We start from the raw sequence: 24,018 nt of genomic DNA, 5'->3' as shown, positions 1-24,018 counted from the left end.
GCTCGGAGAGTGCCACTAATCTCGGAAGTACCCACTATTTTCTGCGGTACTTACCTTTTAGTAAGGGAGACGGAGATGGCCAGGGCGCCGAGGAGCGGGCCTTACATCTGCGGCATCGATGCTGCGCTCGACGTGGTGAGCGGCAAGTGGAAGGGGCTCATCCTGTGGGAGCTGGAGGCACGTGGTGTGCGCCGCTTCGCCGAGCTCCGTCGGGGTCTGCCGGGAGTGAGCGAGAAGATGCTGACGCAGCATCTGCGGGAGATGGAGGCGGACGGCCTCGTGCACCGGGAGGTCTACGCCGAGGTGCCGCCGCGGGTGGAGTACTCCCTGACCGAGCACGGCCGCACGCTCAATCAAGCGCTCGGGCCGCTCGGCGCCTGGGGGGTCGAGCGGATACACCGCGAGGGCTCCGAAAAGGTCACCGTCGACGAGGCCCCACCTGTCTGAGCCGCGGGGTCGATGGAGTGGGCGCGTGCCGGGCCGTGGCGTGGCGTGTCAGCGTGTCTACGAGGCGTCTGCGTAGGCGAGATGGGTGCCGCAGATCGTGCAGCGGAAGGGCACGGCGGGCCGCCAGTCGTTCGGCCGCTGGTCAGGCGGGTCGGCCCGGGCAGTCTGGGCCTGGTGTTCCAGCTCTTGGGCTGCCCGGGCGTTCCCGTGGGCGTCAGTCGGCGAGTGCGCCGAAGAAGGCTCGGACGTCCGTGACGAACGCCTGGGGCTGCTCGAGCGCGAGGAAGTTGCCGCCGCGTTCCAGCTCGGTCCAGCGGGTGATGTTGTGGTCCCGCTCGGCGAAGCGGCGGACGGCCACGTCGGTGTTCAGGGCGACGGCAACACCGGTAGGGACGGTGCCGCGCGGCTTCGGGGCCCATGCGCTCGCATCGTGGCCCGCCTCGTAGTAGAGGTTCGCCGAGGAGCCGGCCGTGCCGCTGAACCAGTAGACGCTGATGTTCGTCAGCAGGCGGTCGCGTCCCACGGCGTCCTCGGGGAGTTCGGCGGCGGGGTCCGTCCACTCCTTGAACTTCTCGGCGATCCAGGCCAGTTGGCCGACCGGCGAATCGTGCAGTCCGTAGGCGAGGGTCTGCGGGCGGGTGGACTGGATGGCGTTGAAGCCCATCTTGTCCTGCTGGAAGTCCTCCAGCCGGGCCAGGCGCTCCTGCTCGGCTGCGGTGAGCCCCTCGAATTCGGCGGGGTCCCCAGAGGGAAAGGTGATCAGGCCGTTGACGTGGATGCCGATGACCCGGTCGGGTGCCCGGCGTCCCATCTCGGCGGCGATCCAGGCGCCGCCGCCCGTTCCCTGGACGCCGTAGGAGCCGTAGCCGAGCCGGCCCATCAGCTCGACGAAAGCGCTCGCGATGCGTCCGGTGTTCCACCCGGCCTCGCCGAGCGGGCCGGAGAAGCCGGTGCCGGGCGTCGAGGTCACGATGACGTGGAAATCCTCCGCCAGCGGCCGGATCACCTCGACGAACTGCACGAAGGAGCACGGCCAGTCGTGCAGCAGGAGCAGGGGGACGGCCGCCGGATTCTGCGAACGGACGTGCAGGAAGTGGATGTTCTGGCCGTCGATCTCGGTGGTGAACTGCGGGAACTCGTTGAGCTCCGCTTCCGCCTTGCGCCAGTCGAAACCGTCGGCCCAGTACGCGGCGAGGGCCTTGAGGTAGTCGGTGGGCACCCCTCGGCTCCATCCGGTGCCGGGGATCTCGCTCCCCCAGCGGGTGCGGGACAGCCGGTCGTGCAGGTCGTCGAGCTCCTCCTGCGCAACGTCGATGCGGTACGGGTGGATCCGGGCCTCGGTGCTGCTGCTGATCTCCATGGGTGAAACAGTATTCTCGATATAGGCACGTTCCGTTCCTAATGACACAACAGGCTGGGCCTCATGCTGGATACCTCCGCACGGTTGTTGCGCCTGCTCTCCCTCCTGCAGACCCCGCGGGCCTGGCCGGGGTCCGAACTCGCCGAGCGGCTGGGAGTGAGCGGCCGCACCGTGCGCAACGACATCGACCGGCTGCGCGAGCTCGGCTACCCCGTGGACGCCACGCGCGGATCCACCGGCGGATACCGGCTGGGTGCCGGAGCGGCGATGCCGCCGCTGCTGCTCGACGACGAGGAGGCCGTCGCGGCGACGATCGCGCTGCGCACCGCCGCGCAGGGCGCCGTCCCTGGCGCCGAGGAGAACGCGCTGAGGGCGCTGGTCAAGCTGGAGCAGGTACTGCCCTCCCGGCTGCGCCGACGGGTGCGGGCGCTCCAGGCCTACACCGTGGCCGTGCCCGCCGACCGTCCGGCGCCGATCGTCTCCGCGGAGGTGCTGACCGCCCTGGTGTCCGCCTGCCGCGACCGGGAACGCCTGCGCTTCGACTACTCGGACCACGCCGGCTCCTCCACCCGCCGCACGGTGGAGCCGTACCGGGCGGTGAACTGGGGGCGGCGCTGGTACCTGGTGGCCTGGGACGTCGAGCGTGAGGACTGGCGTACGTTCCGGATCGACCGGATCCAGCCCCGTACCCCGACGGGACCCCGCTTCGCCCCGCGCGAACTGCCCGGCGGCGATGTCGCCTCGTACGTCTCGCAGCGGGTGTCGGGCGCGGCCTGGCGCCACCGTGCGCGCGTGACCGTGCATGCGCCGGCGACGGCGGTGATCGAGCGGATCAACCCTGCGGTCGGCACCGTCGAAGCCATCGATGCCGACCGCTGCGTCCTGACCACCGGTGCCGACAGCGTGCAGACCCTCGCGGTCCACCTGGGCATGCTCGACTTCGATTTCGACGTCACCGAGCCGGAGGAACTGGTCACCCAGCTCCGCCGGCTCGCGGTCCGCTACGCCCGCTCGACTCCGCCGCCCTGCTGAGGCGGGCCGGACCGGCACACCCATCGGGCCCCGGCCGCTCCGTTGCCGGTCAGTGCAGTCCGCTGTAGGCGGCCATGATGATCTCCATGCCGCGGTTGTCCTCCTCCTGGTCCCGGTCGATCATCCGGTTCATGACGTAGGCCACGGTCATGCGCGAGTCCGGGTCGCTCGCGACCAGCGAACCGCCCCAGCCGCCCCAGCCGAAGGTGTTGCCGAACCTGCCGAAGCCCGCCGTCCAGCACATCGGTGTGCCCAGGATGCGGTCCTCACCGCGGAACACCTCCCGCCACGCCGGTTCGCACCCCTGGGGGGACAGCAGCCGCACGCCGGCGGCGGTTCCGCGGTTCCCCAGTACGGACTGGACGAGGGCGACGGAGCGGGCGTTGCCGAAGCCGTTCACCGCAGGGATCTGCGCACGGCGCCAGGCAACCGAGTTGACGTCCTTGACCCGGATCGCGGCACCGGTGGTCTCCCGGCGAACGCCGTCCGGTCCGGGCGGTGCGCTGGCGGCGTACTCGTCCGTCAGGGACGGCGGAGCGATGAGCGCTGCGACGCGGTGGTCGTGCTCGGCGGGGAGCCCGATGTGGAAGTCGGCGCCCAGCGGCTCGGCCACCTCCTCCGCGAAGAACTCGCCCAGGCTGCGGCCGGTGATGCGGCGGACGATCTCACCGACGAGGTACCCGAAGGTGAGCGCGTGATAGCCGGCGGCCGTCCCGGGCGCCCATTCGGGTGCCTGCGCAGCCAGCTCCGCCGTCACCTTCTCCCAGTCGTAGAGGTCCTCGACCGCCGTCAGCCCGGGCAGGTGCGGCAGCCCTGCCGTGTGGGACAGGACGTGCCGTACCAGCACGTCCTCCTTGCCTGCGGCGGCGAACTCGGGCCAGTAGGCGGCGACCGGTGCGGACAGGTCGAGCAGGCCGCGGTCGGCCAGGACGAGCGCGCACAGGGCTGTCATGTTCTTGGTCGTCGAGTTCACTCCGGTGAGGGTTTCGCGCTCCCAGCTGATGGAGCGGTCGGCATCGGCGTACCCGCCCCAGATGTCGACGACCGGCTCGCCGTCGAGGTAGACGGCGACCGAGGCACCCACGTCGTGCTGGTCGAGCGAAGCGGCGAGGGCCGTCTGTACTGCGTCGAACCGCGGCTCGCACAGTCCCCTAATATCAGTCATGGGTGAAAGGCTCCGGTATGGCCGTGGCTTCCTGCCCGACCGTTCCCGCACCGGTTCTGTCGGGCGGGGCGGCGGGCGGTCGAACCTTCCCCTGATCCGGCAAGGCGGGCTGACGGCCGCGCTTTCGGCCCGTCGGGCGACCGGCCGTGTCTGTCATCGTTCCCGTAGGGAAGACGCGAGAGAAGGAGGACGGAGTCGCGTGCTGGAGCGGCTGAATCAGGCGCTGGACCACCTGGAGGCCTGCCTCGACGGGGAGGTCGACGTGGCCGGGCTGGCCCGGATCGCCGCGGTGTCGGAGTACCACTTCCGGCGGCTGTTCTCCGCGCTCGCCGGGATGCCGCTCCCCGTCTACGTGCGGCGCCGCAGGATGACGCTCGCCGGGGCCGAGGTGCTGGCCGGGGAGAAGACGCTGCTCGATGTCGCGGTTCGGTACGGGTACGGCTCGGGCGAGGCGTTCGCCCGGGCGTTCCGGTCGGTGCACGGCATCGGGCCGGGCGAGGCCCGGCGCACGGGTGCGGTGCTGACGGCGCAGCCGCGCATGTCCTTCCGTGTCGTCGTCGAGGGGGGTGCGGCCATGCGGTACCGGATCGTGGAGAAGGAGCCGTTCCGGTTCGTCGGCCGGAAGGCCCGGGTCCCGCTCGTGCACGAGGGGGTCAACGCAGCGGCAGCGGAGCACGTGGCGAGCCTGGACGAGCAGACGATCGTACGGATGAAGGGGCTCTCCCACCGGGAGCCGGAGGGGATCCTGTCGGCGGCGGTGTATCTGAGCGACAGCCGGGAGGAGGGCGCCGAGGCGGAGTACTGGGTCGGCGTGGCGACCGGTCCCGAGACGGCCGCCGGGGAACTCGACGTCCTCGACGTGCCGGCCGGGACCTGGGCCGTCTTCGACGACGAGGGCCCCTATCCGACCGCCCTCCAGGAGCTGTGGCGGGACGTGTTCACGCAGTGGTTCCCCTCGAACCCCTACACGAGCCGACCGGGTCCGGAGCTCCTGTTGACGCACCCGGTGGAGATCGGCGCGGAAACCCGCTCGCAGCTGTGGATCCCGGTCGAGCGGGGCAGCTGGAGCTCCGCGCAGTGAACACGAGCACCTGGACGCTGCCCTTCGCGCGGCAGCCCTCTCACGGCCTGTGGACCTGAGGACCTGGAGACGGCAGATCCACTAGCCGGTGCGGACCGTGCGGCGGTAGGTGTGGGGGCTGACCCCGATGGCCGTGTGCAGGTGTTGGCGCAGGCCGGCGCCCGTCCCGATGCCGGCGCACCGGGCGACGAGGACGACGGGCCAATCGGTGGTCTCCAGCAAGTGACGTGCGAGGTCGATGCGTTGCCGGGCGAGCCACTGGCCGGGAGTGGTGCCGACCTCGGCGCGGAAGCGGCGGCTGAACGTACGGACACTCATGGCGGCGTGAGCGGCGAGGTCGGACAGGGCGAGTGTTTCGGGCAGGTGCTGCATGGCCCAGGCACGTGTCGCCGCGGTGCTGCCGACGGACGGCTCGGGGACGGGCCGGGGGATGTACTGGGCCTGGCCGCCCTCGCGCCACGGCGGCACGACGCAGCGGCGGGCCACGTCGTTGGCAGTGTGGCTGCCGTGGTCCTTGCGGACGATGTGCAGGCACAGGTCGATGCCCGCGGCCACCCCGGCCGACGTCAGGAGGTCGCCGTCGTCGACCTACAGGACATCGGGTTCGATCCGGGCGGTGGTGTACATGCGTTGCATCCGTTGGGCCTCGCGCCAGTGCGTGGTGGCGGTACGTCCGTCCAGGAGTCCGGCGGCGCCCAGGACGTAGGAACCGGTGCAGATCGCGACGAGCCTCGTGCCGGGCCGGATGGCCATGAGGGCGAGGAAGCCGGCGTCCGGGCGGTGTTCATGCTCGTCGAACCCGACCTGCAGGGCCTGCGCGAGATCAGCACCCTGGTCGAGGAGGGCCGCCTGCGCGTGATCGTGGACGCGACCTTCCCCGTCGAACGGGCTGCCGAGGCCCACGCCATGGGCGAAACGGTCCGCACCACCGGAAAGATCGTCCTGACCGTCGGCTGTTGGCTCTTTGCCGGAGAGCGTTCGCGGCCTCCCGGCCGCCGGACTTGACCGCGCCGACGGACTTGACCGCGGGGATGTGGGGGAGCGCTCTCCCCCCTACCTGTCCCATCGCAAGCAAGGCCCCCACCCGTGGCAGGAGCCTTGCACAGAACCTGAGTCAGGCGACCGTACGCGACCGCAGCTTGACCAGCGTGGCGATGTCCAGACCGAGACCGTCCGTCAGGAAGCCCCCGAAGGACCCGTAGTCGGCCACGGCCTGGTCCCGGAACGCGGCGAGGTAGCTGCTGCGCACCTCCTGGAGCGGGATCAGCAGGTCCGGGTTCTGCATGTACCCGCCGGCCTTCACCTGGTCCCGCAGGGCCTTGTCGGACGCGGCCCGCAGCTGGTTGGACAGGAGGTAGTCCTGTTCCGAGGCCGAGGCCGGAACGCCGACCGCGCGCAGGATCGTGTCCGCGAGGACTCCCGTACGGTCCTTGCCGGCCGAGCAGTGGAACGACACCGGGCCGCTGGCGCCGGCGATGTCCCTGATGGCCGCGCCGAGCTGTGCACGGTTGGCGGGGTTCGTCACGAAGCCCTTGTAGAGGGCGGCCATGCGGGCTTCGGCCTTGCCGTCGCCGAGCTGGGCCTGCTGGTAGGCGGGGTCCTTGGAGCGGACGACCTGCCCGATGAAGGCGAACAGGGAGGTGTCGTCCACGGGTCGCGCGATCGACGGCACTCCGGCCGGGAGCTTGTCGGTGCCGTCGACGGCGATCTCGGGCGCGGTGCGGAGGTCGATGACGCCCTTGAGGTTCAGGCCGGCCAGCGCCTGCGTCCCCTCCGGCGTCAGCTTGGAGAGGGTCTCGGTGCGGTAGACGGTGTTCCACTTGGTGGTCTTGCCGTCGTAGGTGGTGTAGCCGCCGAGGTCGCGGGCGTTGACGGTGCCGGGGACAGCGAGGACACGGTCGGCGGTGAGGGTGCCGGCGAAGTGCGCGGGCCGCACGGAGGCCTGGGGCGCGGCATGGGCGGCCACGGGAGCCAGTAGGGCCGCGAGCGCCAGGGCAGCAGCGGAGGCGCTGAGGGCACGGGAGATCGATCGCACGCAGGTGGTTCCTTCCTTGAGCGAGGGCGGGAACGTAACGCGTCGGGCGCGAAAGCTGAAGACGTTGCCAGGGTCCCGATTTGACGAATCGTCACCGATTGCCGAGGCGGCATTTCACGCCGCGCCGCCCTGCCCGGGCCCGGAGAGCCCGATCCGGCCGCGCAACCGGCGCAAGGGGACCGGGGGACCGGGGCCCACCAGTTGGCGTGGCCGGCCAGCCGCATCAGGGCCGGTGTCGAGGCGGTGATCGCCGTCCGTCGCCGGAGCTGTCCGCCGAGGAGCGCTCGCGCGCGGCGCTCGCGGGGATCCGGCTCTTCCAGGCCATGATGCCCTTGGCGGTCGCGGCCGAGGGCGGGGAGCGGGCGGCGCTGGTGCGCGACCTCGAGCGCGCACTGCGGGGCTACCTGGCGGACACCATCGGCTGATCACCGGGCCTGCCCTTCGGAGCGCGGCGGGCCGCGCGCGGCCTTCCCGACCGGCGCGCGGGCACATGTGTCCCAGATCACTCAACCTCGCCGTCGGTCCAGGTCGTCGAGAGGGCGGACATCAAGGAGGGGACATGCAAGGAGCTGTCGGTGACGCGGAGTTCGCCGAGTTCACACGGGCCCGCTGGGGGCCTCTCGTGCGCTTCGCATACGGCCTGACGCTGGACGTGGGCCGCGCGGAGGACCTCGTGCAGGAAGCCCTGGTCCGCTTCTGGCGCATGCGCGGCCGGGTGGCGGTCGAACGGCCGGAGGCGTACGTCCGGCGCACGCTCGTCAACCTGGCCGTGACGGCCGGGCGGCGCCGCTGGTGGAGCGAGCGGGTCCTCGGACGCGTCCCGGAGAGCGCCGGCCATCCCGAGTCCGATCCTGGCCACGGCAGTGCCCAGCGCGACGAACTGCGCCGGGCGCTGGCGCGGTTGCCCGCGCGCCAGCGCGTGGTCGTGGTGCTGCGCTACGTCGAGGACCTGTCGGAACGCCAGGTCGCGGAGCTGCTCGGCTGCTCGGTCGGCAGCGTCAAGTCCCATGCGTCGCGCGGGCTCACAGCGCTTCGCGGGACGCCCGCGTTCCAGACGCTTCCTGAAGCGGTGTCCGGTGTTCGTCTGACCCGAGGGGAGGCCGTGCGATGAGCGGTATGAACGGTGCCGAGCAGGTGCTGAAGGAGTCGATCGACGAGGTGGTCGGCGGGTACCGGACGACGGGTGATCCGTTCGTCCGCGTCGAAACGGCCGTCCGTCATCGTCGGCGCAGGAACCGGGCCGTGGTGGGTGCGTCGCTCGCCGCCGCGGTGGCGGCGTCGGTCGCAATCGTGGCCGCACTGCCCGGCGGCCCCGGGCAGGAGTCCGCGAGACCGGCCGCGGCCGCGACCGCGTCCGTCGACTCGCCGAGCGTGGTGCTGCCGGGCTACGAGATGGTGCCCGGCACGGTCTACCGGGTCGCGCGCGGGACGCACGCCGGGGTCGAGTGGCAGGTGGGGTCGGCCGACGGCCTGAAGGGCCAGGCGTGCCTGGTCTCCCGGAACGTGCTGATCGGGATCGCCGCGTGTTTCCCCACGGGGGACGCCGTGGTGCATTGGGCCGCCGCATCGTCCAGCAGCAACGGGAGGACGGCCGACGAGCCGTTCACGGTCGTCGGCGTCGCCCCGAAGGGTGCGGCACGGGTCAGGGTCGTGCTCTCCGGCGGTTCGGGACCGCAGGCGGAGACCGTCGCGACCCCGACCGCGGCAGACACGCGGTTCTTCGCCGTGCTCGTCCCCGGGAGCATCCGCCAGCAGGTGCAGGTGCAGGCGTTGGACGCGACGGGCAGCCCCCTGGGCGCACCCGTGGCGGCCGACGGCAAACAGCAGTTCAAGGACCGCACGCCACCGTGGTGCCGGACCGGCGGCGACCACCCTGCGGACGGCCCGGAGACGACCGCCGGCCCCGGCACGGACCCGAACCTCATTGCCGGCGCCCCCTGCGGAACGCCGAGTTCGGCCCTGGGCCGGCCGGTCGCGCCCTCGTCGGCGCCGCCCTCTTCGAGCCCGCCCCGTTGAAAGCGAGAAGACGGCCAACCACCCCGCCGTCGGCGACGCTTCGTTGCGTTCGACGGCGTCGGCCGGCGGGGCGACGGCACGGCCTGGCATGCCGTTCCGCCGCCCGCAGATGCGGCCGGCCCCGAGGGCTGGGACCGGAACTGGATGAGCGGCATCAGTGGTGTCCCTCCCGCCCACGTCCTGAGGCGCTCAGAAGGCCACGGTCGCCCGGTAGGCGGCCGCGGCCGGCGCCTTGAAGTGCCTCACCCGCACTCCCCCGCGAGCCCCTCGCCCACCAGCCCTTCGCCCACGCCATCGGCCGGGCCGAACCAGCGGGTGAGCGTCTCGGCGAGCCCGGCGCCTCCGGCCCAGCACACGTATCCGTCCGGGCGGACGAGTATGGCCTCGGCATCGGTCGCACCGGATTCCGCCCGGGCCCGCACGTGGATGACCCGGTCGCTCCAGGGGCCCGCGGCGGTGAGAGGTGCGTCGGCGAGGTTGAGCAGGACTCCGCGGCCGGTGCGCATCAGGTCGCTGAACCTGACCCGCTCGCCATCACCGTCGTCGCCGCCGACGACGAGGTCCAGGTCCGGCATCCGCAGGCCCAGCAGCGGATGGGCGGCGGCGTCGGGAGAGGGGAGGCAGAGGTCGAGCCCGGCCATCACGCCGGCCATGTACCGGTTGGCATCGGGCAGGCGGAGCAGGTCGGTGAGGACGTCACGCAGCTCACCCAGCCCGCCGTCGCGCTGGGGCCCCATGACCACTCCCTGGGCCCGGGTGAGGGCGAGCACGCGCGCGGCGACGGGGTGCCGCTCGGTCTGGTAGGTGTCCAGCAGCTCCTCGCCCACCTCGCCGCGCAGGACTGCGGCGAGCTTCCAGCCCAGGTTGAACGCGTCCTGGACGCCGAGGTTGAGCCCCTGGCCGCCGGCCGGGGAGTGGATGTGCGCGGAGTCCCCGGCGAAGAACACCTGGCCGTGGCGGTAGTGCTCCAGTTGCCTGCTGGCGTTGCTGAACCGGGAGGAGTAGCGGATCTCGGCGACGTCGAGCACCCCGTCGTGGGTGGCGCGCAGCACCTCGCGGATCTCCTCCGGGGTCACGGGGGCGTCGCGCCCGGCCTCCATGGTCTTCGGGCCGCTGAAGATGATCTTGTGTAGCCCGTTCGCCAGAGGCGTGATCATGGCGAAGTGACCCTCGGGCGAGGTGTGGATCCGCGAGCTGATGTGCCCACCGGGCCCGTCGTCGAGGTCGCCGGTGAACAGCACGTCGGCGGTGGCCATGCGGATGGTGGCGGCCTGGCCGGGGAAATCGGCTCCGATGAGCTTGCGCACGCTGCTGTGGGCGCCGTCGCAGGCGACGAGACAGCGGCCGCGCAATGACCGGTCGCCGTCCGGTGCGGTCACGGTGACCGTGACGCCGTCGGCATCCTGGCGGAGGCCGGTCAGCCGGTGCTCCCTGAGCACCCGGCCTCCGAGCTTGGTGAGCCGCTCCTCGAGCACGGCCTCGAGCTGGTCCTGCGGGAGCAGGACCGGGTGCGGATAGCGGGTGTCCCACGCCGAGTAGTCCAGCGGGACGGGAAGTCCCGCGAAGTGGCCGCCGACGAGCTGGTAGTCGATCGACCGGCCGAGGGCGTCGTCCAGCAGGCCGCGCAGCGCGAGCATCTCGGCGGTCCGGGGCTGGATCGCCCCGGCGCGGGACTGGAGGTTGCGGCCGGGCAGCCGGTCCAGCACGACGGCCGGGACGCCGGCGAGGGCGAGCTCGGTGGCGAGGGTGAGTCCCGCGCCGCCGGCCCCTACGACGATGACATCGGTGACCTGCGTGTCCATGGAGCCTCCCGGGAAGATTCCTTCACTTGGTGGAAAACTATACCAGGTGCAAGTTTCCCCTCGGTACCCCCATTGCTATCGTGGGCGCATGGCTGAGCAACTTGGACTCCGGGAACGCAAGAAGCAGCGCACCAGGCAGACGATCTTCGAAGCGGCACTGCGGCTGTTCCTGAGCCGCGGCTTCGACGACGTGTCGATCGTGGAGATCGCCGATGCGGCCGAGGTCTCCAAGCGCACGCTCTTCACCTACTTCCCGACCAAGGAAGACCTGGTCCTGCACGTGTTCGCCGACCACGAGGACGAGTCCGCCCGCGTGGTCCGCGCCCGCCCTGCCGGCACGAGCCCCCTGGCCGCCCTGCACGCGCACGAGCTCGACGCCCTGGCCCGGCGGGACCCGGTCACCGGACTCACCTCCGACCCCGACGCCGTCGCCTTCGCCCGGCTGCTGAGCACCACGTCGAGCCTCAGCGAGCGGCTGCTCGCGTACGCGGGGCGCAGCATCGCGGCCCTCGCCGACGCGCTGGAGGAGTCCGGCGCCGACGAGCTCACGGCGCGGCTCGCGGCGGTGCAGATCGTCACCGTCCTGCGGACCCTCGCCGACCGCAACAGCGACCAGGTGCAGGCGGGCCGGCCGGCCGACGAGGTCTACCCCGAGGCCGTCGCCGCCACCGACCGGGCCTTCCGGCTCCTCGGCACGGGCCTGGCCGACGCCCTGCCCGCCTGAAGCACCGCGGCTGTCACCGCGGCGGCGGGCTCCGCCTCGGCAAGCCCGGAGGAGTCACCCTCCCCCGGCACGCCGAGGCCACGGGCCGTCAGTCGGCACCGGTCGACCCGTTCGGACGGGCGTGTCGGCGTCATGCGGGTCGCGGCGCCCGGTGCACGTCCGGACGGGCGCAGTGCACGCAGGTGGTGGCCGCCGGGCGGATCTCGAGGCGTTCGGGCGGAATCGTCTCGCCGCAGCCTTCGCACTGTCCGTACCGTCCCTGTTCGAGTCGTTCCAGGGCTCGGTCCAGCTCTTCCAGGTGCTCGTGCGCCCGCGCCATCAGGGCGGCCACGTGGGCCCGTTCGAAGGCGGTGCTGCCTCCCTCGGGGTCGTGCTCGTCGTCCACCGCAACCAGGGCGTTCGCCGCGACGATCCCGTCGAATTCGCGGCTCAGCGCGGCCTCCCGCGCGACGGTTTCGGCGCGGTCGGCCGCGAGGCGTGCGCGGGCTGCCGCGAACGGGCCGCGCACGTCATGGCCGTACGGGGACGGATCGCCCATGCGTGCCACAACGCCGATTCCAGGTCCGGGATTCCCCGACACCGGCGCACAGCGGCCTGGGCGAGCGGCCGTCCTCCACTGTTCGCAGCATTCAGCGGTTGCGCCGGGCACGCCTGACGAGAAGGAAGACGAGAAGGGCGATTCCCGCCGAAATGAGCGGGGTCCACTTGGACTGTGCGGTGTGCGCCGCCTGTGCGGCCCTTTCACGCACGGCGTCGGGGGTCTTGTCGGCGGCGAGGTGTCCCGCGCGTGACGCAGTCTCTCGGACGTGTGCGGCAGTCTGGGTCGCCGTGTGCAGGAGCGGCTCGGGCGTCTTCTCCTTGGCCAGCCGAGTTGCCTGGCCCGCCGCATCGCGGACCTGGTCCCTGGCCTGCTGCGCCATTTCCACGGCTCGATCCTTGACCGAGGCAGCCCGCTCTTCGGCCCCGGGCCTGGTCTCGCCGGTGTCGGTCCCCGGCGCGGTGGGGTCGGCGTGACTGCGGTCGCCGTCGCCCGGCCCTTCAGCGGGAGAGGAGGCATCGTTTCCGTCGGGCTGACTGGTCATCGGTGTGCGTTCTCCTTGGTCCCTGCGGCGGTCGATGGCTTCGGTTCTGCTCCGGCACACCGGTATCCGCTCGCTGTGCACGGCGACCTCTCCGGCCCCCTGGTGCGATGATGGCGCGGCCACGGGCCCGATGACCGGCAGCGGACTGGTTCTCTAGGCCAGTCGGACCCAGCAGTTCGCACGACCTGCTGTCGGCTGCCCCGCCCGGATGACGGTCGGCGGCCCGACATGCCTCGCGTCGCGGCTACTCCACGGCCACGATGCGGAGCACCATGTCAGCCATGTCGGCCATGTCGGCCGGGCGTTCGGCTCTGCGCCTCCAGACGCGAACGAATGCGGCTCTGGTAGCCCAGATGCCGAGATCGGCGGTGTCTGCGCTGTATTCCTGCCAGCTCCTGCCCCGCTCGCCGTCGTCAGGCGTCCAGGTGCGCGGCTTGGAGTCCCACACCGTGACGGTGGTGACCCAGGTGAGTTCCTGCCTGAACGTCTCGTCGGTCTCGCCCGCGAAGGACGGGGCCCGCAGGGAGCAGAGCCGGTTCAGCCCCAGATGTGCGAGGGAGTACGCGACGGCATCCCCACCCTCGTCCCACTGGTCGGGCCGCACCGTGACGGAGGCTCCCCTGAAGTGCGCCGCTTCGTACAGCGTCGCTTCACGCGTCGGGCCGTCCTCGTCCGTCATGGCTCATCTCCCGGTCCTGCGCCTTCCCCGCCTTTTCGGCCGTATTCCCTGGCCGGTCGGGGTTTGGGGCACAACATGTGGGCAAACGGAATTGCATAAGACATGCGTGGAGAAGAGGCGCACCATGGGGATCATCGGCTGGATTCTAATGGGACTGCTCGCCGGAATCATCGCGAAGTTCCTGATGCCGGGCCGAGACCCCGGTGGCTGCATCGTAACGCCGCTGATCGGAATTGCCGGAGGCGTTCTCGGCGGATGGCTCGGAAAGGTCATTTTCGGGGTCGACTCCATTGACGGGTTCTTCGAGCTCTCCACCTGGATCGCGGCCATTGTCGGCTCTCTGATCATCCTGGCCGTCTACCGGCTGTTGTTCGGGAGGAAGAAGTCGTGAAGTTTCCCCCGCGGCGGCGCACGCGTAAGAAGATCAAGCGGCGGGTGCTCCGCCGCTTGAGGCCTCGTTCCCTCTTCAGCAGGATGTTCGTGCGAATGTCGGTGTGGAGCATGGGCGTGATGATGTGGGTCATGCGGCGGACCTTCCGGCGCATGCTGCGCGCGGCGATCATCGGCCGTTGCGGGCTCCTGTGGTGGAACAGCAGTCGGCAGATACCGCTGTCCATCACGTAAGCGGGTGACCGACCACGTCCCGGAAGGAATACGCGGGCACCCAGGGGGTAGCGGCCCAAGAGAAGTACGGAGGTGACAGCGTATGGCCGCTGGAAAGAAGGCCAAGAACATCGGCAAGAGCGTCAAGGGCAAGGTCAAGGAGACGACGGGCAAGGCCGTCGGAAACGAGAGCCTTGAGATGAAGGGAAAGGTCGAGCAAACGGTGGCCGACGCCAAGCAGACCGGGCGGAAGGCCAAGGACACGCTGACCTGACCACTTCGAACACGAGGCCGCCGACCTGCGAGGTCGGCGGCCTTTCATATCCAGGTTCGCAGGTGAAAGTTCCTGATGCGACGTGTGGTGCGGGTGGGGGCGGGAAGACGCTCTAGCCCATGGAGGTCTGGATCGCCGTCGGCGCAGCGTGCTGGGCGGCAACGGCGAAAGCCCCAGCAGGCGGCCAGGCGGCCAGGCCCCCCGCGCAGGATGGCCAGGTCGACAGGGGTGCGCCGACCTCTCACGAACGGCCCCTGAGGTACCGCCGGGCATGACCGGCCAGTCGGCCGAGTCCGCACCGGCAGGAAGGGAAGCGCCATGACCACGGTGCCGCAGGGGGCGAGCGTCGGCCTCGGCCGCAACGGCGGAGGCACGAGCAGCCTCCCCCACGTCCCCGAACGCAGTCTCGCTCGCGGGCTTGTCACCCTCGCCTTCGCGCGTACGTCCCCGGCCTGGACGGGCCCCCTCGCAGTCGAAGACGGTCCGTCGCCCCGGGCTCCGATGCGTACCTCCGCCTGGCGGAGAAGCACCATCGGCCGCCTCTGGAAGCCGGCCGGCAGGCACCCGCGCAGCTACCGGACGACGTCGACGAGTTGGTCGAAGGCGGCGATCCGCGGCAGGACCCGGGGCGTTCCGACCGGGGCGCCCGGGGCCGTCGCACAGTCCCGGTCCGGCAGGGGCCAGGACGAGGAGGAAGAAGAGCCTCCCCCTCGGCGTCGGCCGCTCACGCAGCAGCCGCCGTGGCCGGAGGGGGAGCACGAACGTCGAACTGGAGGCGAGCGCAGGTGACGAACCCTCTGGACCGCAGGTTCGGTACGGCCCCGTCCATGGCGGGGTACCCGGCGAGTTCCTCCTCCAGCCTGGCCGACATCCTGGAACGGGTCCTGGACAAGGGAATCGTCATCGCCGGCGACATCCGCATCAACCTGCTCGACATCGAGCTCCTCACCATCAAGCTCCGGATCCTGATCGCGTCGGTGGACAAGGCCCGGGAGATGGGCATCGACTGGTGGGAACACGACCCGTCCCTGTCGTCCCGGCATGCCGACGAGTCGCTGGCCACGGAGAACCACCGCCTGCGCGAGGAACTCGCGCAGCTGCGCCGGGAGAAGATCACCGCGTCCGAACCCCAGTCTCGAGCCTCGGACCTGGAGCAGGAGCGGGAACAGGAGCAGGAGCAGGAGACGCAGCGGCCCGGGCGGGGTACGAGCAGGCGGAGGGCTGAGGAATGAACGCCGCGGCCGGTCCGACGCTCGTCTACGTGTACGCCGTCACGCCCCCCGCCCCCGTTCTGGAAGGGGTACTGGCGCACCTGACCGGAGTGTCCGGCAGCCCCGTCACCCTTCTGGCGCCCTCGGGCGAGGGGTCGGCGCCCGTGGCGTTCGTCGTCAGCGATGTGCCGTACGCGGATTGGGCCGAAGACGTGCTCAAGCACCGCTTCGAGGACCTGCGCTGGCTCGAGGAGACGGCCCGCGCCCACCACCTCGTCATCGAAACCCTGGCTGCACACATCACTGTCCTGCCCCTGCGCATGGCCACCCTCTACCAGGACCGCACCCGCGCGTTGCAGGCACTGCAGTTGCAGGGCCAGGAGTTCGCCACCCAGCTGGCCCGGCTCAGCGCCCACACCGAGTACGGCGTCAAGATCTACGTGCGCCCCGCGGCGGAACCGGATCCGGCCGCCGCTCCGGCTCCGGCCACCCCCGGCAAGGCCTACCTGCAAGCCCGGCGCGCCCACCATCACGCCCGGGAGGACCACTACCGGCAGGCCCAGTCGGCGGCCGACCGCATCGCCGGCATCGCTCAGGACCACGCGGCCCAGTACGTGCGCCACGCACCGCAGAGCGGCCCCCTGGCCGCACAGGCCGATGGGGAGAACGTCCTCAACTACGCCTTCCTCGTCCCGGACGCCCGGGCCGAGGCGTTCCAGGCAGCCCTGCACGAGGTCGCCGAGGCCCTTCCGGGGATCCGCCTGGAGGTAACGGGCCCCTGGGCCCCGTACTCCTTCGCCACCGCATCCGCGACTCCCCCGGTTCCCCCGGGTTCCCCCATGGCATGACGGCGGTGGTGCGGACGGAATCGTCCCTGCCCGGTCGGGCAGGGACGATTATGCCGACGGGACGGTCCGTTGGAGCTCAGCGCCGACGTCGCGAGCGGCTGGGCTCCTCTTCCTCTTCTTCCTCTTCCGGCTCTTCCTCTTCCTCGTACTCGTCCTCCGGCTCGTACTCGCCTTCGGGCTCGTACTCGTCGGGATAGTCCTGCTCCTCGTCCTCGTAGTCCCCCTCCGCGCCTTCCTCCTCTTCGCCGTTCTCTTCCTCGTCCTCGTAACCCTCTTCCCCGCCTTCTTCCTCGTCGGGCTCCGAGCCCTCCTCCCCGTCCGGCTCTTCGGCCGACGCCTCCTCTTCCTCGAGCGCCTCTTCGTGGGTGACGACGACTTCGCCGTCCTGGATCTCTCCGCGCCAGCCGTCGGGCTCATCGGTGGAGAGGGTGACGTAGCGATCGAAGTGCTTCAGGTCCAGACGCACTCGCCGACCCTGGGCACGCCAGATGTTTCCCGTCTTTTCGAAGAGTCCCGCGGGGTAGTACTCGAGCACGAGGAGGATCCGGGTCAGGGAGGGGGCGATCTCGTGGAAGCTCACGCAACCGCGCGTCGTTCCCTTGGGCCCCGCGGAGGACCAGACGATCCTCTCGTCCGGAACCTGTTCTTCAACAGTGGCTTTCCAACTTCGCGTGGAGGGGCCTACTTTCACCTTCCACTCGCTGGTCGTGTCGTCACTTTGGGAGACACTGCGCACGCCTTTGGCGAAGCTGCTGAAGTTCTCGTACTGGGTCCAATGGTCGTAGGCGGTTCGCAGCGGCACCCCGACATCGATCGACTCGATGATGTTGATCACCTTCGTGCCGCCCTTGCGGCCCTTCCCCTTGCCGCCGCCGAGGAGGCTGGTGCCTGCGTCGGTGACCTTGTCCTTGAGGTCCCCGAACGCTTTCCCCGCAATGGCTTTGACCGGAGAGTCCCCTTTGAGGAGCCGCCCTCCGATGTCGGCGAGCGAGCCCCCGTTCTCGGCCACGTCCAAGAGGCCGTCGGTGAGATCACCGACCTTGTCCACGGCCTTGTCCGCGAGCTGGCCGGCCTGAGCGGAGAGGAAGGCCGTGACTTCGTCCATCAGCTTGTCGAGACCGGACTGTGACTGTGCGCCTCCGGCGCCACGCTGTGTGGTAGCCATGGTTCACCTCCGCGCAGTCGACTTGCGGCGGGCCGTGGTCTTCTTGGCCGCCGTCTTCTTGGCCGTGGTCTTCTTCGCCGCGGACTTGGAGGCGGGCCGGCCGGCCGTGCTCTTCTTCGCTGCCGTCTTCTTCGCCGGCGGCTTGGCCGCTGCCTTCTTCGCCGCTGCCTTCTTGGCGGGGGGCCGACGCGTCGTGGTGGACGCAGTCGTCTTGGCCCTCGTACCCGCCGGCCTCTTCGCCGGGGCACGCTTCGCAGCACCTCCGGTCTGCGCCTTCTTGGCGGGGGCCGCCTTCTTGGCGGGCGTGGCCTTCTTCGCCGGGGCCGCCTTCTTGGCGGGAGCCTTGCGGGCCTGGGTCCTGCGCGACGGCGTCTTCGTGGCGCGCGCGGGGGAAGGACGACGGGCGGGTCGGCGGCGAGCTCGTGGTTCTTCCGCTTCTTCCTCTTCCTCCGGCGGTTCTTCCTCCTCTTCCTCCGGCTCCTCTTCCTCCGGCTCCTCTTCCTCTTCCTCGTCCTCCGGCCCTTCCTCGTCGGCCCCTTCGTAGGACTCGTCCTCTTCCGGCTCCTCCGTGTAGCCCTCTTCCTCGTCCTCGTAGGCCTCGCCCTCGTCCTCCTCTTCAGGGCCGCGGGTGAGGGCGAGGGTCCGGTCGTGGAGCGTGTCGGCGAGCTGGGACAGCTGGCGGTTCGCAGTGGCCACTATCGCCTTGCGGCCGGCATCCAGGGCTTCGCCCCTGATCTGCTCACCGAGCTCGGCGACCTGCGGCATCTCGCCCAGTTTCTTCACGCCCTGCATCGCGAGCTCTCGCGGGTCGAGGCCGAGGTGGCGTCCCATGGCGTACGTCGCCAGGCTGAGGGCCAGGCGTCCCTTTTTCGCCCGTCCCAGTACGTAGCCTCCGACGATGGCGGCCGCCAGGGCGATCTTGGTCGTGTCGTCCATGAGCCTTTCCCTTCACCAAATGCGCGGGCCCGTCGTCACCGCCCTGGCCGGTCCACAAGCCACCGTGGACGCACGCTCGGGTGACGGGACAATCGCTCGCACGGTCAAGAGGCGGCTGCTCCGCCTGACGCCAGATATGCCTCCCATCAGATGACAATCTGGGTTTTGTCAAGATGGACGAGTTTGGTATCGATATGACCGGGCAGCCCCAAGGCAATCCGCGAGGGGAGTGACCCCATGGCCCCATCAGAGCCGACGCGGCGTCGCCGTTCCCCGGACGACGGCGATGACCCGGATGTACGGGCCCGCAGGCCCGTACGCAAGGTCCCGGCCCGCAAGGCGCCCGCGCGCCGCGGCGTCACCGGCGCGGCCACGGCGATGCGCCTTGCAGCCGAACAGCTCTCCCAACTGCTGGGGCGCATCCCCGACTCGGTTTCGTCCCTCCAGCCCACCGAGGAGGGCTGGGAGGCCCAGGTCGAGGTGGTCGAACTGGAGCGCATCCCCGATACCACCAGTGTCATGGCCAGTTACAAGGTCACGATGGACGAGGAAGGCGAACTGATCTCCTACGCGCGGACCCGGCGCTACAGCCGGGGCATGATCGACAGGCCGACCTGAAAGGTCGGCCGCCTCTGAAGGGAAGCGGCCATGACTGTGTTGCCGCAAGGCGGAAACAGCCTCAGCAGAACCGCAGGCGGACAGGGCGGCACGAGCAGCCTCTACGACGTCCTGGAACTGATCCTCGATCGCGGTCTCGTCATCGACGTCTTCGTCCGCGTCTCCCTGGTCGGGATCGAACTGCTGAAGATCGACGCCCGCATCGTCGTCGCGAGCGTCGACACCTACCTGCGATTCGCCGAAGCGTGCAACCGGCTCGACCTGGAAGCCGGCCGAAAGGCTCCCGCCCAGCTCACCGACGTCGTCGGGAACATGGTCGAGAGCGGGGCCAGCGGCAAGTCCAAGGGTGCGCTCAGCGGGGCCATAGAGGGAGTGAAGCAGTCCCTGACCGGCAAGTCGGATCAGGACGAGGAGCCGGAGGAGGAGCCCGAAGAGGAAGAAGCCCCCCGGCGCCGTCGGCCCACCCGTCGCCCCGTACGCCGCGAAAAGGACTAGACGATGGCTGTTTACGTGTACGCGATCACTGCTGCCACACATCCCTCCAGCCTGGACGACCTGACCGCTGTCGGGGCAGAACCTGCGCCCGTTCGCGCCGTCACCGCCGGGCAGCTGCGCGCAGTCGTCAGCGACGTCGACGAGGAGATCAGACCCAAACGCCGGGACCTGGCCGCCCACCAGGAGGTCCAGGCCCACCTCATGGCCGAGGGAACGATTCTCCCCCTTCAGTTCGGATACACCGCCCCCGACGATGCCGCGGTCACAGCGGTCCTCGAGGAGCGCGCCGACGCCTACCTGGACTCTCTGGAACGACTCCGGGGCTGCGCCGAGTACAACGTCAAGGCGTCCCAGGACGAAAGCGTGCTCCTGCGTGAAGTCCTTGACGGCTCCCCGCGGGCGCGGCAGCTCAACGACCGGATCCGGGGCGGTGATCCCGACCCGCGGCTGCCACTGCAGCTCGGGGAGCTCGTCGCCGGCGAGGTACGCGAGAGGCAGGAGTCGCTGGCAGCCCGTCTGGTCCAGGCCCTCATCCCCCTCGCCCGGGACCACAGCGTCCGGCCTCCGGTCGGCGGCGACCTGCTCAACCTCTCCCTCCTGGTCCCGCGCGACCAGAAGGAGAGCCTGCTCGAGGCGGAAGCCGACCTCGCCCGGCAGGTCAACGGCATGGAACTGCGCTTCACGGGGCCGCTGCCCCCCTACAGCTTCGTGTAGCGGTCGGACCGACCGGCCGGGGCGGCCGGGGCGGGGCCGGCCAGAGCGGACCGGAAAGCACCAGGAGGAACTCCATGGGGCTGCTGAACATCTTGCTGACAGCACCGCTGGCGCCCGTGCGGGCCGTCGTGTGGGTGGCGGAGCAGATCGCGGACCAGGCCGAAGAGCAGTACTACGATCCCGCGCCCGTCTGGGCCGCCCTCGCCGACCTCGAAGGGCGACTCCAGCGGGGCGAGATCGATCAGGACACCTTCGACCGCGCCGAAGACGAACTGCTCGACCGCCTCCAGGAGATCACCGAATTCCGGCGCGGCCGGGAGTGACCGGGGAGGACGGCGCCGTGACTGACCCTCTTGCGAACGCGGCCATGCCCCTCACGCAGAGGGACGATTCCCTGCCGGGCCGGCAGGTAGCCCTCGTCGACCTCCTCGACCGGCTGCTGGCCGGCGGCGTGGTCATCACCGGCGACATCGTCCTGTCCATCGCAGACCTCGACCTCGTGCGCATCTCCCTGCGCGCCCTCGTCACCTCGGTCAGCACGTTCGACAGCCCTTCCCACCACGGCGGCGAGCAGTCGTGACCACCGAGCCCGCGGCAGAGCCGCCATCAGCCCCGGACCTGACCGCCGTCAGCGACACCATGGCCGACGCCTTCCGCCTCCTCCACGCACCGCCCACGGCTCCCGGTGAGCCCCGTGCACCGGCCCGCCGCCTCCGCGCCGACCCCGAAACCGTGGGCGAAGACCTCCTCAAGCTCGTCCTCACCCTCGTCGAACTACTGCGCCAGCTCATCGAACGCCAGGCCCTGCGCCGCGTCGACTCGGGAGACCTCACCGATGAGCAGGAAGAGGAACTCGGCGCCACGCTGCTCGCCCTGCACGAGCGCATGACCGAGCTGTGCACCCAGCACGGGTACGCCCTGGAGGACCTCAACCTCGACCTCGGCCCTCTCGGCCCGCTCCTGCCCCCCTGAGCCGTGCCGGGCCGTCAGCGGACGGTGTCCGCGGCCTTCTCCTTCGCCTGCCGGGCCTTGCCCCGTGCCTCAAGGGCAGCGCCCTTGGCAGCCAGGGTCTCCTTGCCCAAGGCATGGGCCGCCTTCTTCACGGCCTTGCCGGCGACTTGTTCCAGCTGGGCCTTTACCTTCTGATTGGCGCTCATGTCGGCACCCCTCGGCGTGAACCTGCCCATGGTCATGGCTGGAGTCCGCTCGTCACTCCAGACGCCCAGCGCTTTTCCCGGCTGCTCTGTTTCAAACGCTTTCCCGGACGGCCGACTACCGCTTCGGGGCCGGGACGAGGCGGAGAAGCGCGTGCAGAACGGCGTCGAGGCCGTCGTGGGCGGGCTCGGCGGTCACATTGGTGAGCAGGCGGGCCAGCGCCCTCAGCAGCGGGGGCGACGCCATGACGCGGGGGTGCAGGAGGGCCCTGAAGCCGTACCGGGCGAAGACGAGGTCGCTGGCGAGGTTGCCCAGTCGGTAATAGCGCCCCCAACGGCGGCGGATCTCCAACGGGTACTGCTCCAGTGCGCGCTCCCGCCGGGGCCCCGACGGCCGGGCCAGGGCCAGGGCAATGGTCTCCGCGGCCACCTCTGCCGCCTCCATCGCCTGGGCGATTCCTTCGCCGCTCCACGGGCTGACCATGCCCGCGCTGTCTCCGACCAGCAGCAGCCCCCTGCGGTACTGCGGCCGTCGGTTCATCCCCGTCGGCAGCGGCGCGCTGCGCAGAGGAGAGTCGGCATTCTCCTCCCGCACGCCCCACTCCGCGGGCAGGCGGCCCAGCCAACGCTCCAAAGCCGCTCGCAGGTCCACGGGCCGGTCCCGCCGCTGGGGCGTGGCACCGAGACCGACGTTGATGCGCCCGTCACCGAGCGGGAACACCCATCCGTAGCCGGGCAGATCCAATCCCGTCCGTGGACAGCGCAGATCGGCCCACAGCTCCAGGTACGGATCGTTGGTGCGGGCCGGGCTGCGGTAGTAGCGGCGGGCGGCCGCCGCGACCGGCCGCCGGGCGTCACGTTCGAGGCCCAGGGCCACCGCAGTCCGTGCGGAGGCCCCGTCGGCCGCGACGACGAGGGGCGCCCGGTAGCGGACCGGTTCCCCGTCCGGCCCGCGGGTAGCCGTGACCCCCGTGATGCGTCCCGCCCTGTCGGTGAGCGGGGCCGTCACCTTGACCTGGGTGTGCAGACGTGCCCCGGCGGCACGCGCGTGATCGGCGAGCAGATCGTCGAAGTCACGCCGGCTGCGCGTGAGCCCGAAGTCGGGAAGGCTGCCCAGCCGCGGCCAGTCCAGCTCGACCTCCCTGCCTTCGCACACCCACCGCATCCCCCTGTTGCGCATCCAGCCCGGGGCATCGATGTCCACGCCCATCCGCACCAGCTGCTGCACCCCGCGGGGCGTCAGGCCGTCGCCGCACACCTTGTCCCTGGGGAAGGAACCCTTCTCCAGCAGCAGCACGTCCACCCCCGCTCGCGCCAGGTGGAGGGCTGCAGCGGATCCGGCCGGTCCCGCCCCCACGACGATGACCTGCGCCTCTTCGCCCCCGCCGCCCTCCGGCCGCGGAGAACTGCCGCCCGGACCGCTGTTCCCCGCCGCGTCGTCACGTTTGGTGGTCACCCACTCACTATGCCGTGTCACGCACCTACCGGCTGTCCAGCGGGGCCGAAGTCCCGAACGCCGCCTCCGTCCTTCTGTCCAGCCGATCAAGGAACCGCACCCCGGTCGACGCCTCACGGTGGTCACGGGTGGGGGTGACGAGCGGGCTCCGCTGCCGCCACGATCCGGATGAACGCCTGTGCATCGGCCACGGCCGCTCCGCCGGGGTCGTTGTTGAAGTAGGCGAAGACATCCGCTTCACGGGGCCAGGTGTCGGAGATCCGTTCCGCCCAGCTGCGCAGGGCGGTCCGGCCGTACCGCGGCCACGGGTGGGCACGGCCCTCGTGGAAGCGGACGTAGCCCCAGTCGGCGGTGCGCCAGAGGGGTGTCACGGGCCGCGATCCCCGGTCCGCCCAGCACAGGGCAGCGCCGCGTTCGGTCAGCACCGACCGCACCTCGCGACTCCACCAGGAATCGTGACGGGGTTCGACGGCGACACGCACACCGGCGGGGAAGCAGGCAAGGCAGTCGTCGAGCGCCTCCGGGGCGCCCCGCAGCGTGGGCGGGAGTTGCAGCAGGACCGGGCCGAGGCGATCCCCGAGGGAGGCGGCGTGCGCCATGAGCCTGTGGACCGGTTCGGCCGGATCGCGCAGGCGCTTGATGTGGGTGAGGAAGCGACTCGCCTTCACGGCCATCAGGAAGCCGGGCGGGGTGCGCTCGCGCCATTGGGCGAAGGTCTCCGGCGACGGGAGACGGTAGAAGGCGTTGTTGCTCTCCACGGTCCGGAAATGCCGCGCGTACTCCTCGAGCCAGAGCCGCTGCGGCCGGTCCGCCGGGTACAGGACGCCCGACCAGTCCCGGTACTGCCACCCTGAGGTGCCGACGAACACGGCCATACCGATCGCATGCCCCTGGACGGCGCGTCCACACCCACCCGGACCTGCCCGTCACGTCGGTTCACTGGGGGCGGCCCGGGTACGGGCGGACCGCATGACGCAAAAGACGCTCGGCCGGGAGCAGGTCCTGGCCGAGCGTCTTCGTGTATGCGTGGCGGCTTAGTACCAGTGGTTGGCGGACCAGAAGTTCCAGGCCTCGACCGGGCTGCCGTAGCGGGAGTTCATGTAGTCCAGGCCCCACTTGAT

General features: G+C 70.7%; 31 protein-coding genes and 2 pseudogenes. 19 read left to right on the top strand and 14 right to left on the bottom strand.

Annotation, left to right across the window (positions count from 1 at the left end):
- The first annotated feature begins 75 nt into the window (after positions 1 to 75).
- Positions 76 to 447 carry a winged helix-turn-helix transcriptional regulator gene (locus ACIGFK_RS39015; RefSeq protein ID WP_400055616.1) on the top strand — a complete coding sequence of 124 codons (372 nt, stop codon included), beginning with the start codon at positions 76 to 78 and terminating at the stop codon, positions 445 to 447.
- Between the two features lie 214 nt (positions 448 to 661).
- Here ACIGFK_RS39015 and ACIGFK_RS39010 read toward each other — a convergent pair whose 3' ends face one another.
- Positions 662 to 1,807: an epoxide hydrolase family protein gene (locus tag ACIGFK_RS39010; protein WP_376657221.1), complete on the bottom strand. Its 1,146-nt coding sequence runs from the start codon at positions 1,805 to 1,807 to the stop codon at positions 662 to 664.
- A gap of 63 nt (positions 1,808 to 1,870) precedes the next feature.
- On the opposite strand from ACIGFK_RS39010, the gene ACIGFK_RS39005 reads away from it, so the two are divergent.
- Positions 1,871 to 2,839 carry a helix-turn-helix transcriptional regulator gene (locus tag ACIGFK_RS39005; RefSeq protein WP_376657222.1) on the top strand — a complete coding sequence of 323 codons (969 nt, stop codon included), beginning with the start codon at positions 1,871 to 1,873 and terminating at the stop codon, positions 2,837 to 2,839.
- A gap of 49 nt (positions 2,840 to 2,888) precedes the next feature.
- Here the strand turns inward: ACIGFK_RS39005 and ACIGFK_RS39000 are convergent, their stop codons facing one another.
- Positions 2,889 to 4,004, bottom strand: a complete 1,116-nt coding sequence (locus ACIGFK_RS39000; RefSeq protein WP_376657223.1) for a serine hydrolase domain-containing protein — start codon at positions 4,002 to 4,004, stop codon at positions 2,889 to 2,891.
- A 199-nt stretch (positions 4,005 to 4,203) separates the two neighbouring features.
- Here ACIGFK_RS39000 and ACIGFK_RS38995 point away from each other — a divergent pair, with 199 nt between their 5' ends.
- Positions 4,204 to 5,085, top strand: a complete 882-nt coding sequence (locus ACIGFK_RS38995) for a GyrI-like domain-containing protein (protein ID WP_376657224.1) — start codon at positions 4,204 to 4,206, stop codon at positions 5,083 to 5,085.
- A gap of 81 nt (positions 5,086 to 5,166) precedes the next feature.
- Here ACIGFK_RS38995 and ACIGFK_RS38990 read toward each other — a convergent pair.
- Positions 5,167 to 5,844 (bottom strand): annotated as a pseudogene (locus tag ACIGFK_RS38990) (GlxA family transcriptional regulator); the annotation flags it as partial.
- Here ACIGFK_RS38990 and ACIGFK_RS38985 point away from each other — a divergent pair.
- On the top strand, positions 5,740 to 6,090 hold the full coding sequence (locus tag ACIGFK_RS38985; RefSeq protein ID WP_386470332.1) for a zinc-binding dehydrogenase: 351 nt from the start codon (positions 5,740 to 5,742) through the stop codon (positions 6,088 to 6,090). The pseudogene ACIGFK_RS38990 and the gene ACIGFK_RS38985 overlap by 105 nt on opposite strands.
- Positions 6,091 to 6,199: 109 nt before the next feature.
- Here the strand turns inward: ACIGFK_RS38985 and ACIGFK_RS38980 are convergent, their stop codons facing one another.
- Positions 6,200 to 7,120, bottom strand: a complete 921-nt coding sequence (locus ACIGFK_RS38980; RefSeq protein ID WP_400055613.1) for a tyrosine-protein phosphatase — start codon at positions 7,118 to 7,120, stop codon at positions 6,200 to 6,202.
- A gap of 206 nt (positions 7,121 to 7,326) precedes the next feature.
- On the opposite strand from ACIGFK_RS38980, the gene ACIGFK_RS38975 reads away from it, so the two are divergent.
- The 3 genes from ACIGFK_RS38975 (at position 7,327) to ACIGFK_RS38965 (ending at position 9,136) form a co-directional block, all read left to right on the top strand.
- Positions 7,327 to 7,545, top strand: coding sequence for a hypothetical protein (locus ACIGFK_RS38975; protein WP_400055611.1), 219 nt, complete (start codon positions 7,327 to 7,329; stop codon positions 7,543 to 7,545).
- A gap of 134 nt (positions 7,546 to 7,679) precedes the next feature.
- A complete protein-coding gene (locus ACIGFK_RS38970; RefSeq protein ID WP_376657228.1) occupies positions 7,680 to 8,231 on the top strand; it encodes a SigE family RNA polymerase sigma factor in 552 nt (183 codons plus the stop codon).
- Entirely contained in the window at positions 8,228 to 9,136 is a 909-nt protein-coding gene (locus ACIGFK_RS38965) for a hypothetical protein (RefSeq protein WP_400055609.1), read from the top strand. The genes ACIGFK_RS38970 and ACIGFK_RS38965 overlap by 4 nt, the downstream gene beginning before the upstream one ends.
- 242 nt (positions 9,137 to 9,378) lie before the next feature.
- Here ACIGFK_RS38965 and ACIGFK_RS38960 read toward each other — a convergent pair whose 3' ends face one another.
- Positions 9,379 to 10,938 carry an FAD-dependent monooxygenase gene (locus tag ACIGFK_RS38960; RefSeq protein WP_376657230.1) on the bottom strand — a complete coding sequence of 520 codons (1,560 nt, stop codon included), beginning with the start codon at positions 10,936 to 10,938 and terminating at the stop codon, positions 9,379 to 9,381.
- A gap of 88 nt (positions 10,939 to 11,026) precedes the next feature.
- Between ACIGFK_RS38960 and ACIGFK_RS38955 the strand changes: the two genes are divergently transcribed.
- Positions 11,027 to 11,662: a TetR/AcrR family transcriptional regulator gene (locus ACIGFK_RS38955; RefSeq protein WP_400055607.1), complete on the top strand. Its 636-nt coding sequence runs from the start codon at positions 11,027 to 11,029 to the stop codon at positions 11,660 to 11,662.
- Between the two features lie 130 nt (positions 11,663 to 11,792).
- Here ACIGFK_RS38955 and ACIGFK_RS38950 read toward each other — a convergent pair whose 3' ends face one another.
- The 3 genes from ACIGFK_RS38950 to ACIGFK_RS38940 all read right to left on the bottom strand — a co-directional run bounded on the left by ACIGFK_RS38950 (position 11,793) and on the right by ACIGFK_RS38940 (position 13,423).
- Positions 11,793 to 12,200, bottom strand: a complete 408-nt coding sequence (locus ACIGFK_RS38950; protein ID WP_376657238.1) for a TraR/DksA family transcriptional regulator — start codon at positions 12,198 to 12,200, stop codon at positions 11,793 to 11,795.
- 91 nt (positions 12,201 to 12,291) lie between these two features.
- Positions 12,292 to 12,744 (bottom strand): hypothetical protein, encoded by a 453-nt coding sequence (locus ACIGFK_RS38945; RefSeq protein WP_376657232.1) that lies wholly within the window; start codon positions 12,742 to 12,744, stop codon positions 12,292 to 12,294.
- A gap of 244 nt (positions 12,745 to 12,988) precedes the next feature.
- Complete coding sequence (locus tag ACIGFK_RS38940; RefSeq protein ID WP_376657233.1) at positions 12,989 to 13,423, bottom strand: hypothetical protein; 435 nt, start codon at positions 13,421 to 13,423, stop codon at positions 12,989 to 12,991.
- 124 nt (positions 13,424 to 13,547) lie between these two features.
- Here ACIGFK_RS38940 and ACIGFK_RS38935 point away from each other — a divergent pair, with 124 nt between their 5' ends.
- From ACIGFK_RS38935 to ACIGFK_RS38915, 5 genes are all read left to right on the top strand, one after another.
- The gene (locus ACIGFK_RS38935) at positions 13,548 to 13,814 is read left to right on the top strand and encodes a GlsB/YeaQ/YmgE family stress response membrane protein (RefSeq protein WP_376657234.1); all 267 of its coding nucleotides are present in this window, start codon (positions 13,548 to 13,550) and stop codon (positions 13,812 to 13,814) included.
- A gap of 95 nt (positions 13,815 to 13,909) precedes the next feature.
- Positions 13,910 to 14,047 carry a hypothetical protein gene (locus ACIGFK_RS38930; protein ID WP_376657235.1) on the top strand — a complete coding sequence of 46 codons (138 nt, stop codon included), beginning with the start codon at positions 13,910 to 13,912 and terminating at the stop codon, positions 14,045 to 14,047.
- Positions 14,048 to 14,129: 82 nt separating this feature from the next.
- A complete protein-coding gene (locus tag ACIGFK_RS38925; RefSeq protein ID WP_376657236.1) occupies positions 14,130 to 14,300 on the top strand; it encodes a CsbD family protein in 171 nt (56 codons plus the stop codon).
- 827 nt (positions 14,301 to 15,127) lie between these two features.
- Positions 15,128 to 15,532: a gas vesicle protein GvpJ gene (gene gvpJ / locus ACIGFK_RS38920; RefSeq protein WP_400055651.1), complete on the top strand. Its 405-nt coding sequence runs from the start codon at positions 15,128 to 15,130 to the stop codon at positions 15,530 to 15,532.
- Positions 15,529 to 16,359 carry a GvpL/GvpF family gas vesicle protein gene (locus tag ACIGFK_RS38915; protein WP_386470236.1) on the top strand — a complete coding sequence of 277 codons (831 nt, stop codon included), beginning with the start codon at positions 15,529 to 15,531 and terminating at the stop codon, positions 16,357 to 16,359. Before gvpJ ends, ACIGFK_RS38915 begins: the two co-directional genes overlap by 4 nt.
- Positions 16,360 to 16,435: 76 nt before the next feature.
- On the opposite strand, the gene ACIGFK_RS38910 is transcribed toward ACIGFK_RS38915, so the two are convergent.
- Together ACIGFK_RS38910 and ACIGFK_RS38905 are read right to left on the bottom strand one after the other, a co-directional pair.
- Positions 16,436 to 17,524, bottom strand: coding sequence for an SRPBCC family protein (locus ACIGFK_RS38910; RefSeq protein ID WP_376661913.1), 1,089 nt, complete (start codon positions 17,522 to 17,524; stop codon positions 16,436 to 16,438).
- A 3-nt stretch (positions 17,525 to 17,527) separates the two neighbouring features.
- Positions 17,528 to 18,460 carry a histone protein gene (locus ACIGFK_RS38905; RefSeq protein WP_400055604.1) on the bottom strand — a complete coding sequence of 311 codons (933 nt, stop codon included), beginning with the start codon at positions 18,458 to 18,460 and terminating at the stop codon, positions 17,528 to 17,530.
- 237 nt (positions 18,461 to 18,697) lie between these two features.
- Here ACIGFK_RS38905 and ACIGFK_RS38900 point away from each other — a divergent pair, with 237 nt between their 5' ends.
- The 6 genes from ACIGFK_RS38900 to ACIGFK_RS38875 all read left to right on the top strand — a co-directional run bounded on the left by ACIGFK_RS38900 (position 18,698) and on the right by ACIGFK_RS38875 (position 21,259).
- Entirely contained in the window at positions 18,698 to 19,078 is a 381-nt protein-coding gene (locus tag ACIGFK_RS38900) for a gas vesicle protein (protein ID WP_376661915.1), read from the top strand.
- Between the two features lie 30 nt (positions 19,079 to 19,108).
- Positions 19,109 to 19,573, top strand: a complete 465-nt coding sequence (locus ACIGFK_RS38895; protein WP_400055603.1) for a gas vesicle structural protein GvpA — start codon at positions 19,109 to 19,111, stop codon at positions 19,571 to 19,573.
- Positions 19,574 to 19,576: 3 nt separating this feature from the next.
- A complete protein-coding gene (locus ACIGFK_RS38890; RefSeq protein ID WP_376661917.1) occupies positions 19,577 to 20,287 on the top strand; it encodes a GvpL/GvpF family gas vesicle protein in 711 nt (236 codons plus the stop codon).
- Between the two features lie 74 nt (positions 20,288 to 20,361).
- Positions 20,362 to 20,610: a gas vesicle protein GvpG gene (locus tag ACIGFK_RS38885; protein ID WP_400055601.1), complete on the top strand. Its 249-nt coding sequence runs from the start codon at positions 20,362 to 20,364 to the stop codon at positions 20,608 to 20,610.
- A 44-nt stretch (positions 20,611 to 20,654) separates the two neighbouring features.
- Positions 20,655 to 20,867, top strand: coding sequence for a gas vesicle protein (locus ACIGFK_RS38880; protein ID WP_376661922.1), 213 nt, complete (start codon positions 20,655 to 20,657; stop codon positions 20,865 to 20,867).
- A gap of 59 nt (positions 20,868 to 20,926) precedes the next feature.
- On the top strand, positions 20,927 to 21,259 hold the full coding sequence (locus tag ACIGFK_RS38875) for a gas vesicle protein K (protein ID WP_386470327.1): 333 nt from the start codon (positions 20,927 to 20,929) through the stop codon (positions 21,257 to 21,259).
- A gap of 14 nt (positions 21,260 to 21,273) precedes the next feature.
- Here ACIGFK_RS38875 and ACIGFK_RS38870 read toward each other — a convergent pair whose 3' ends face one another.
- The 4 genes and pseudogenes from ACIGFK_RS38870 to ACIGFK_RS38855 all read right to left on the bottom strand — a co-directional run.
- Entirely contained in the window at positions 21,274 to 21,444 is a 171-nt protein-coding gene (locus tag ACIGFK_RS38870) for a hypothetical protein (protein WP_376661920.1), read from the bottom strand.
- A 115-nt stretch (positions 21,445 to 21,559) separates the two neighbouring features.
- Positions 21,560 to 22,804 (bottom strand): geranylgeranyl reductase family protein, encoded by a 1,245-nt coding sequence (locus ACIGFK_RS38865; RefSeq protein WP_400055649.1) that lies wholly within the window; start codon positions 22,802 to 22,804, stop codon positions 21,560 to 21,562.
- A gap of 215 nt (positions 22,805 to 23,019) precedes the next feature.
- On the bottom strand, positions 23,020 to 23,772 hold the full coding sequence (locus tag ACIGFK_RS38860; RefSeq protein ID WP_386470223.1) for a DUF72 domain-containing protein: 753 nt from the start codon (positions 23,770 to 23,772) through the stop codon (positions 23,020 to 23,022).
- 159 nt (positions 23,773 to 23,931) lie between these two features.
- Positions 23,932 to 24,018, bottom strand: a pseudogene (locus ACIGFK_RS38855) (lytic transglycosylase domain-containing protein); the annotation flags it as partial.

Origin of the sequence: Streptomyces sp. NPDC085524 (genome assembly GCF_044541755.1) — a bacterium.
In the GTDB taxonomy this organism is placed as follows: domain Bacteria; phylum Actinomycetota; class Actinomycetes; order Streptomycetales; family Streptomycetaceae; genus Streptomyces.
The sequence above is the reverse complement of the archived record's forward strand: the minus strand, read 5'-3'. Positions and strand labels throughout refer to the sequence as shown.

Bases quoted from the DNA above. Each gene is read 5' to 3' on its own strand.
- ACIGFK_RS39015 (WP_400055616.1), top strand. From the start codon at position 76: ATGGCCAGGGCGCCGAGGAGCGGGCCTTACATCTGCGGCATCGATGCT.
- ACIGFK_RS39010 (WP_376657221.1), bottom strand. From the start codon at position 1,807: ATGGAGATCAGCAGCAGCACCGAGGCCCGGATCCACCCGTACCGCATC.
- ACIGFK_RS39005 (WP_376657222.1), top strand. From the start codon at position 1,871: ATGCTGGATACCTCCGCACGGTTGTTGCGCCTGCTCTCCCTCCTGCAG.
- ACIGFK_RS39000 (WP_376657223.1), bottom strand. From the start codon at position 4,004: ATGACTGATATTAGGGGACTGTGCGAGCCGCGGTTCGACGCAGTACAG.
- ACIGFK_RS38970 (WP_376657228.1), top strand. From the start codon at position 7,680: ATGCAAGGAGCTGTCGGTGACGCGGAGTTCGCCGAGTTCACACGGGCC.
- ACIGFK_RS38965 (WP_400055609.1), top strand. From the start codon at position 8,228: ATGAGCGGTATGAACGGTGCCGAGCAGGTGCTGAAGGAGTCGATCGAC.
- ACIGFK_RS38960 (WP_376657230.1), bottom strand. From the start codon at position 10,938: ATGGACACGCAGGTCACCGATGTCATCGTCGTAGGGGCCGGCGGCGCG.
- ACIGFK_RS38955 (WP_400055607.1), top strand. From the start codon at position 11,027: ATGGCTGAGCAACTTGGACTCCGGGAACGCAAGAAGCAGCGCACCAGG.
- ACIGFK_RS38950 (WP_376657238.1), bottom strand. From the start codon at position 12,200: ATGGGCGATCCGTCCCCGTACGGCCATGACGTGCGCGGCCCGTTCGCG.
- ACIGFK_RS38945 (WP_376657232.1), bottom strand. From the start codon at position 12,744: ATGACCAGTCAGCCCGACGGAAACGATGCCTCCTCTCCCGCTGAAGGG.
- ACIGFK_RS38940 (WP_376657233.1), bottom strand. From the start codon at position 13,423: ATGACGGACGAGGACGGCCCGACGCGTGAAGCGACGCTGTACGAAGCG.
- ACIGFK_RS38935 (WP_376657234.1), top strand. From the start codon at position 13,548: ATGGGGATCATCGGCTGGATTCTAATGGGACTGCTCGCCGGAATCATC.
- ACIGFK_RS38930 (WP_376657235.1), top strand. From the start codon at position 13,910: ATGTCGGTGTGGAGCATGGGCGTGATGATGTGGGTCATGCGGCGGACC.
- ACIGFK_RS38925 (WP_376657236.1), top strand. From the start codon at position 14,130: ATGGCCGCTGGAAAGAAGGCCAAGAACATCGGCAAGAGCGTCAAGGGC.
- gvpJ (WP_400055651.1), top strand. From the start codon at position 15,128: ATGGCGGGGTACCCGGCGAGTTCCTCCTCCAGCCTGGCCGACATCCTG.
- ACIGFK_RS38915 (WP_386470236.1), top strand. From the start codon at position 15,529: ATGAACGCCGCGGCCGGTCCGACGCTCGTCTACGTGTACGCCGTCACG.
- ACIGFK_RS38910 (WP_376661913.1), bottom strand. From the start codon at position 17,524: ATGGCTACCACACAGCGTGGCGCCGGAGGCGCACAGTCACAGTCCGGT.
- ACIGFK_RS38905 (WP_400055604.1), bottom strand. From the start codon at position 18,460: ATGGACGACACGACCAAGATCGCCCTGGCGGCCGCCATCGTCGGAGGC.
- ACIGFK_RS38900 (WP_376661915.1), top strand. From the start codon at position 18,698: ATGGCCCCATCAGAGCCGACGCGGCGTCGCCGTTCCCCGGACGACGGC.
- ACIGFK_RS38895 (WP_400055603.1), top strand. From the start codon at position 19,109: ATGACTGTGTTGCCGCAAGGCGGAAACAGCCTCAGCAGAACCGCAGGC.
- ACIGFK_RS38890 (WP_376661917.1), top strand. From the start codon at position 19,577: ATGGCTGTTTACGTGTACGCGATCACTGCTGCCACACATCCCTCCAGC.
- ACIGFK_RS38885 (WP_400055601.1), top strand. From the start codon at position 20,362: ATGGGGCTGCTGAACATCTTGCTGACAGCACCGCTGGCGCCCGTGCGG.
- ACIGFK_RS38880 (WP_376661922.1), top strand. From the start codon at position 20,655: ATGCCCCTCACGCAGAGGGACGATTCCCTGCCGGGCCGGCAGGTAGCC.
- ACIGFK_RS38875 (WP_386470327.1), top strand. From the start codon at position 20,927: ATGGCCGACGCCTTCCGCCTCCTCCACGCACCGCCCACGGCTCCCGGT.
- ACIGFK_RS38870 (WP_376661920.1), bottom strand. From the start codon at position 21,444: ATGAGCGCCAATCAGAAGGTAAAGGCCCAGCTGGAACAAGTCGCCGGC.
- ACIGFK_RS38860 (WP_386470223.1), bottom strand. From the start codon at position 23,772: ATGGCCGTGTTCGTCGGCACCTCAGGGTGGCAGTACCGGGACTGGTCG.